General features: G+C 36.5%; 6 protein-coding genes and 1 rRNA gene. All 7 read right to left on the bottom strand.

The features are described from left to right. Positions 1 to 1525: ribosomal RNA gene (locus tag A9G08_RS05800) — 16S ribosomal RNA — on the bottom strand; the annotation flags it as partial. Between the two features lie 541 nt (positions 1526 to 2066). Continuing rightward, on the bottom strand, positions 2067 to 3137 hold the full coding sequence (locus tag A9G08_RS05795) for an acyltransferase (RefSeq protein WP_081299509.1): 1071 nt from the start codon (positions 3135 to 3137) through the stop codon (positions 2067 to 2069). A 147-nt stretch (positions 3138 to 3284) separates the two neighbouring features. Next, a complete protein-coding gene (locus A9G08_RS05790; protein WP_065562789.1) occupies positions 3285 to 3536 on the bottom strand; it encodes a GNAT family N-acetyltransferase in 252 nt (83 codons plus the stop codon). A 176-nt stretch (positions 3537 to 3712) separates the two neighbouring features. After that, positions 3713 to 4675 carry a 6-phosphofructokinase gene (gene pfkA, locus A9G08_RS05785; protein ID WP_065562788.1) on the bottom strand — a complete coding sequence of 321 codons (963 nt, stop codon included), beginning with the start codon at positions 4673 to 4675 and terminating at the stop codon, positions 3713 to 3715. A 76-nt stretch (positions 4676 to 4751) separates the two neighbouring features. Beyond that, on the bottom strand, positions 4752 to 5666 hold the full coding sequence (locus tag A9G08_RS05780) for a cation diffusion facilitator family transporter (RefSeq protein WP_065562787.1): 915 nt from the start codon (positions 5664 to 5666) through the stop codon (positions 4752 to 4754). 11 nt (positions 5667 to 5677) lie between these two features. Further along, entirely contained in the window at positions 5678 to 6253 is a 576-nt protein-coding gene (locus tag A9G08_RS05775; protein WP_065562786.1) for a DJ-1 family glyoxalase III, read from the bottom strand. Between the two features lie 52 nt (positions 6254 to 6305). Next, on the bottom strand, positions 6306 to 7559 hold the full coding sequence (gene murA / locus A9G08_RS05770; protein WP_065562785.1) for a UDP-N-acetylglucosamine 1-carboxyvinyltransferase: 1254 nt from the start codon (positions 7557 to 7559) through the stop codon (positions 6306 to 6308). Positions 7560 to 7753 lie beyond the last annotated feature (194 nt).

Raw genomic sequence — 7753 nt, 5'->3', positions numbered from 1 at the left:
CAACCGCAGGTTCCCCTACGGTTACCTTGTTACGACTTCACCCCAGTCATGAATCACACCGTGGTAAACGCCCTCCCGAAGGTTAAGCTATCTACTTCTGGTGCAACCCACTCCCATGGTGTGACGGGCGGTGTGTACAAGGCCCGGGAACGTATTCACCGTGACATTCTGATTCACGATTACTAGCGATTCCGACTTCATGGAGTCGAGTTGCAGACTCCAATCCGGACTTAGACGTACTTTCTGAGGTCCGCTTGCTCTCGCGAGGTCGCCTCCCTTTGTATACGCCATTGTAGCACGTGTGTAGCCCTGGTCGTAAGGGCCATGATGACTTGACGTCGTCCCCACCTTCCTCCGCTTTATCAACGGCAGTCTCCTTTGAGTTCCCGACCGAATCGCTGGCAACAAAGGATAAGGGTTGCGCTCGTTGCGGGACTTAACCCAACATTTCACAACACGAGCTGACGACAGCCATGCAGCACCTGTCTCACAGTTCCCGAAGGCACTCTCGCATCTCTGCAAGATTCTGTGGATGTCAAGACCAGGTAAGGTTCTTCGCGTTGCATCGAATTAAACCACATGCTCCACCGCTTGTGCGGGCCCCCGTCAATTCATTTGAGTTTTAACCTTGCGGCCGTACTCCCCAGGCGGTCGATTTATCGCGTTAGCTTCGGAGCCCATCACTCAGGGCAACAAACTCCAAATCGACATCGTTTACAGCGTGGACTACCAGGGTATCTAATCCTGTTTGCTCCCCACGCTTTCGCATCTCAGCGTCAGTATCTGTCCAGAAGGCCGCCTTCGCCACCGGTATTCCTCCACATCTCTACGCATTTCACCGCTACACGTGGAATTCTACCTTCCTCTACAATACTCTAGTTAACCAGTTTTAAGTGCAATTCCTAGGTTGAGCCCAGGGCTTTCACACCTAACTTAATTATCCGCCTACATGCCCTTTACGCCCAGTCATTCCGATTAACGCTCGCACCCTCCGTATTACCGCGGCTGCTGGCACGGAGTTAGCCGGTGCTTCTTCTGTAATTAACGTCAATTGATGCACCTATTAGATACACCACCTTCCTCATTACCGAAAGTACTTTACAACCCGAAGGCCTTCTTCATACACGCGGCATGGCTGCATCAGGGTTTCCCCCATTGTGCAATATTCCCCACTGCTGCCTCCCGTAGGAGTCTGGACCGTGTCTCAGTTCCAGTGTGGCTGGTCATCCTCTCAGACCAGCTAGAGATCGTCGCCTTGGTAAGCCTTTACCTCACCAACTAGCTAATCCCATATGGGTTCATCAAATGGCGCATGGCCCTAAGGTCCCATGCTTTGGTCTCTCAACTTTATGCGGTATTAGCAGTCGTTTCCAACTGTTGTCCCCCTCCATTCGGCAGATCCCCATACTTTACTCACCCGTCCGCCACTCGTCATCAAGTGCAAGCACTCATGTTACCGTTCGACTTGCATGTGTTAAGCCTGCCGCCAGCGTTCAATCTGAGCCATGATCAAACTCTTCAATTTAAAGTTTGATGCTCAATAACTGTCTCTGACATAATTCAAATGAATCTTCAGTGTCACTTATCAAGACTTAATTTTTTGAGTCCGTAGACTTTTAATTTTTTGTCTCGCAAGTGCCCACACAGATTGTCTGTTTCTTCTTTTTAAAGAGCTGACAGCTTTAAGTTAACTTCACAATTTCTTACTTCAGTTTGCTGTCTCAAGGGCTGCGTATACTACGCTACACCTTTTTATTCGTCAAGATCTTTTTTTAAAAAATTTGATCTTGTTCACCAACTTCATTATCGTCTGCTTTCGCTGACGCCGTGTCAGTGGATGCGCATTATAGGCACTTCTTTTTTTTTGGCAAGTGAAAAATCACACTTAGAATTCCGTTTGTTTTTTATTTGTTCAGCAGCAATATTGATATACTCTAGATAAAGCAAAAATTGTTACTATAAAAATTCGAAAAATCAAAATGTTGCTTCAAGATACATATTGTTATATGTTTTGAACCATAAAAACACATAATTTCTATCAAGTATTCATTTAACTATCGTAAATATTAACGATTACCACCAATTAAATATTTTGCTTTATCTTTGAATACTAATTTAATGGTATATGCAACAAGAACACTTAAAGTTAATGTACATATTAAAAAGCTAATAGCACCAAGTGATGCTAATTCACCATTATCTGTTTTAATAATGTATCCAAAAGGTGAGTTCAGTAACTGTGCTTCTAAAAGGATTACGATAATTTCATGAACAAAGTAGATTGGAAAACTAACATTTGCCATGAAAGAAAAAAACTTAAATGTTTTACTTTCATTATTTTTATGGTTCAAGCCATCCAAAAAATAAAGTGCTAAAATAAATAAAATAATCTTTTGTAATGTATCGTAATAAAGTTTTTCAACACAAAGATGATCAACATAGCGATAAGCAAATGGAATAAAAAAGCATAAGCCAAAAAAGAAAATCACCAAAACTAAATTATCTTTAACTAGTTTCATAATTTTTTCATAATTTTGCTTTATCATCATTCCCGTCAAATAAACAGGTCCATAATGCAATAAATTTAGCAATGGCTGAGTATAATCAGGCTTCGTGAACATAACCACCCAGAACATCGAAACTAACCCTACGATAATCAAACTTTTTTTTGACCATTTATATAATAAAGGGCTAATTGCGAAAATGATGATAATCATCGGCATAAACCATAATGGCAAAAGCTGGGTTCCGGTCAACATCATTTTAATGATCGAAGTGCTTGAACTTGGTTCAGTTAACGAAAAAATAGGTAAACTGGATAGATATTGATAATGAAAATATAGGAAACAAAATATCGAGACAGAAATATATGGGCAAACTACTGTTTTAAACTTAGATAAATAATACGCTTTTACATTATATTTATAAGTTAAATGCTGAAATAAAAACCCCGCAATTAATACAAAAAATGTTGTGAAATTAAAAGCGAATAAATTTAAAAAAGAAAATAAATAACTATTAGCAATTAAATGGCTATTTTTAAATACGCCTAAACAATGGCTAAAAACAATCATAATGATGGCTACGCCACGCAATACATGAATAGAATGAATTTTTTGGGGTTTGACTATTGTCATTTCAGTTAGCAAAACATAACAAAGAAAATTTGCTATACATTAGCACAAAATTTCAAGATAAAAACTAGTATTATTTTAGAAAATGCACAAAATATTTCTTGACAAATTTCTGAAAAAATTACAAATATTTATCAAATAGAAACACAATTAATTGTCTAGCTTACTCGCAGCAAAAGAACATAAAGGTATGATTTCGCGTTTTTCTTGCTTTAATGTTTTCACCACAAGCTCAAGTAACTTATCTGCTATTCCTTGTCCACGATAATTAGGATCTGTATAGGTATGATTGATGGTTGCTTTATCTTGCCCAATTCGAGTAAACGTCATTTCTGCTATTTCTTGATTATTGTCATTACATACATAGAAACGATCGTTATCTTGCTTATATTGTAATGTCATAAAATTCCTCAATTAGTATGATTTTTATCGAAATTAATAAAATAAGGAAAGAAAAATTTGTTGGAATTTATTAAAAAAATATTTTTAAACTTATAAAGTGAATAATTGATAAAACCAATATCAAACTATGGTATATCAATTATCCACATCTTATTAGATTATCAATGGAGCAATATTTAGAATAAACGTTTCGCTGTATTGTAAAGATCCATATCAAATGGTCTTTTCATATTATTGATAGCATCAATAATATCATGATGAACCAATTTACCATTTTGAATTCCAACACAACGTCCAGCATGACCATCAATGAGTAATTCAACCGCATAAGCTCCCATACGTGAACCTAAAATTCGATCATAAGGTACAGGTGAACCACCGCGTTGTACATGACCTAGAATAGTTGCTCGCGTTTCATGATGTACTGCTGCTTCAATATCTTTCGCTAACTGGTTTACATCACACATATGTTCAGTAACAGTGACAATTGCATGTTTTTTACCTTTAGCAAAACCTAATTTTATTTCTTCAATTAAGTCTTCTTTAGTATAAGAAACTTCAGGAATGATCATAAATTCACAACCACCAGCTACTGATGCACTTAATGTCAAATCACCACAATCTCGCCCCATAACCTCAATTACAGAAATTCGGTGATGTGAAGAACAAGTGTCTCTTAATCTATCTATAGATTCAACAACTGTACTTAATGCAGTAAAATAACCAATCGTGTAATCAGTTCCTCGGATATCATTATCAATGGTGCCAGGTAAACCAATACATGGAAAACCTTCTTCAGTTAATCGCATCGCACCCATATATGAACCATCACCACCGATAACCACTAAAGCATCAATTTGATGTTTCTTTAAATTAGCAATCCCTTTTTTTCTAATTTCTTGATCTTTAAATTCAGGAAATCGAGCTGATCCTAAAAATGTTCCACCTCGGGTAATGATATCTGAAACACTAGAACGATCTAACTTGACAATGCGATCTTCACAAAGCCCCAAGTAACCATCATAGATACCGAAAACCTCTAAGCCTTCAGTTAACGCAGTTCTTACAACTCCACGAATAGCTGCATTCATCCCTGGTGCATCACCACCACTGGTTAAAATACCTATTTTTTTTATCATAAAAAATAACTCCAATATATAAACCTTTGGCTATTATAAAGTCATAATAATTAACTAACAATATAAAGTTTAGAAGCTATTTTGAATAATTTTTCAACTGATTTGTTTCAAGAGGAACAACAGAAATCGGATCTTGATGGATAATCACTGTGGCTGGAGCAAATTCTCTAGAGATATGTTTTTCGATTGCATCAGCAACTTCATGGGCTTTTATTAATGGCATATCATCATCTAATTCAAGATGTAGCTGTACAAACTTCACCGGACCTGCTTGCCTAGTTTTCAAATCATGAAAACCGCGCACATTTGAATAAGAAGAGACAATTTCACTAATTCTTTGGTTATCACTTTCAGGTAAAGCCTTATCTAATAAGTCTTGAATTGCACTATAGGCTATTTTACAAGCATTATAAAAAATATATAACGCAATAAAGAATGCAAAACAGGCATCAGCATACGTAATACCATACCAGCTTAAAAATAGTGCAATAATAACTGCGATATTCATAAACAAATCTGATGAGTAATGCAACATATCTGCTTGAATCGCTTTACTATTTGTCTGTTTTATCACATGCTTTTGATATAAAACTAATGTGGCAGTCACAACAACCGAAATCATAGATACGATAATACCGAATAAAGGGAACTCTATTGCAGTTGGATGAATAATAGATTTAATACTTGATAATAATAAAATGGTCGCCGAACCAATAATAAAAGCACTTTGTGCTAATGCGGCTAATGATTCAGCTTTTCCATGACCAAAAGTATGATCATCATCAGCAGGTTTTAATGCATAACGGACTAAGAAAAAGTTAAGCCCAGATGCAAGCAAATCAATACTTGAATCCAACAGTGATGCAAATAAACTCATTGAGCCAGTGAACCAGCACGTAATTAACTTAATAATGATAAGGAAAATAGAAATTAAAACTGCACTCAATGTCGCCTTTTTAATTAATTTTTCATACAAATGTGATTTTGACATTTGTTACCTATTTATTGGTAGGATTCTATCCCTTGTGGAAGCACCAATTGCGCAGCTACTTCGGCTGCAATCTTTTTGTCTAATAAAACTTCAATAATTTTTAAAGCAAAATCAATTGAAGTTGCAGGGCCTTGACTAGTAATAACTCTATTTTGAACATCAAAATAAACTCTATCCGATTTCCAATTTTTTATAGCATCTTTGGTTGATGGATAACCAGTCATATATGCATTAGGGAATAAATTATGATGTTGAAGAACCATCGCTGGGGTTGCACAAATAGCTGCAATAACAACTCCGGCTTGATGAGCTTGCTTTAATTTTTCAATTAATTGTTGAGAGTCTCGAAAGTTTTCAGCTCCAACTAATCCACCAGGTAAAATAATCGCATCAAAATGAATATCACTAACTTCAGAAAATGTTTTTTGAGTTAGGATAGTGACACCGCGAGAACATTGAACTATTTTATCTTCAGTAATACTTGCATAGGTAACTTTAATTCCAGCTCGTGTCAACAGATCAATTGTTGTCACGGCTTCAGTTTCCTCACAGCCATTTGATAAAAAAACTAATGCTTGCTTTGTCATATTACACCCCTTCCTATCAACTAACTGTCTTTACAAAATGTTAAAAATAGAACTATTTAACACGTTCAATGTTAGCGCCTAATTTTCTCAGCTTATTTTCAATATTATCATAACCACGATCGATATGGTAAATACGATCAACAATTGTTGAACCTTCAGCTATACATCCAGCCAAAACTAGACTCGCAGAAGCACGTAAATCAGTTGCCATTACTTGAGTTCCACTAAGTTTCTCAACACCATGAGTAATCAGAGTATTACCTTCGATTTCGCCATGAGCTCCCATACGAATAAGTTCTGGTACATGCATAAAACGATTTTCAAAAATTGTTTCTTTGATAATTCCAGTGCCTTCTGCCACCATGTTTAATAATGAAAATTGGGCTTGCATATCAGTTGGAAAACCTGGGTGAGGTGCAGTATGAATATTAACGGCTTTTGCTCGTTTACCTTGCATATCTAAACAAATCCAATCTTCGCCAGTTTCAATATTGGCTCCCGCTTCCTTCAATTTTGATAATACAGCATCAAGTAAGCTTGGATCAGTTTTACGACAAGTTATTTTGCCGCGTGAAATAGCTGCAGCAACTAAAAATGTCCCAGTTTCAATACGATCAGAAACGACTGAGTGTACACCACCACCAAGACTAGCAACACCTTCAATTTCAATGCGCATAGTACCGGCACCAGTAATTTTAGCGCCTAACGTATTTAAAAATTTTGCGGTATCAACTATTTCTGGCTCACACGCAGCATTTTCAATTATCGTTTTACCTTCAGCTAGAGTTGCTGCACACATAATAGTAACTGTCGCACCAACACTAACCTTATCCATTACAATATGAGCACCTTTTAAACGACCATCAACTGTAGCTTTAACATACCCCTCATCTAAAGTAATTGTCGCACCTAATTGTTGTAGTCCAGTAATATGTAGATCTACTGGCCTTGCACCTATTGCACATCCACCTGGTAATGAAACTTGCCCTTGACCAAATCGAGCAACAAGAGGACCTAGAGCCCAAATTGAAGCTCGCATCGTTTTTACAAGTTCATAAGGCGCACAATAGTTATCAATCTGACCTGCATCAAGATGAATAGAACCATTCCGTTGATATTTCACGCCTAATTGCTCAAGAAGTTCCAGTGTAGTATCAATATCTTTTAACTTGGGAACATTTTGTAATTCAACTGGTTTTTCAGCCAAAATTGCAGCAAATAAAATAGGTAGCGCCGCATTTTTAGCGCCAGAAATGACAACTTCTCCATTTAAAGAAGTTGGGCCTGTAACGTGAAACTTTTCCATTGTTAACTCTTATTCATTTTAAATGGCGATTATTATAAAAGTTATTCACTAATAGATAAATGAATTTTATCAAAATATGGTGACTATATTTGTCATCACCAATCCATAACAAAATAGTTTCAATTATTTATTATCTATAAATAATTTATTATTCCATCCAAAATCAAATAAATATTAAATAAAAAATTCTTAAT

The organism is Gilliamella sp. wkB195, assembly GCF_001690445.1.
In the GTDB taxonomy this organism is placed as follows: domain Bacteria; phylum Pseudomonadota; class Gammaproteobacteria; order Enterobacterales; family Orbaceae; genus Gilliamella; species Gilliamella apicola_E.
The sequence above is the reverse complement of the archived record's forward strand: the minus strand, read 5'-3'. Positions and strand labels throughout refer to the sequence as shown.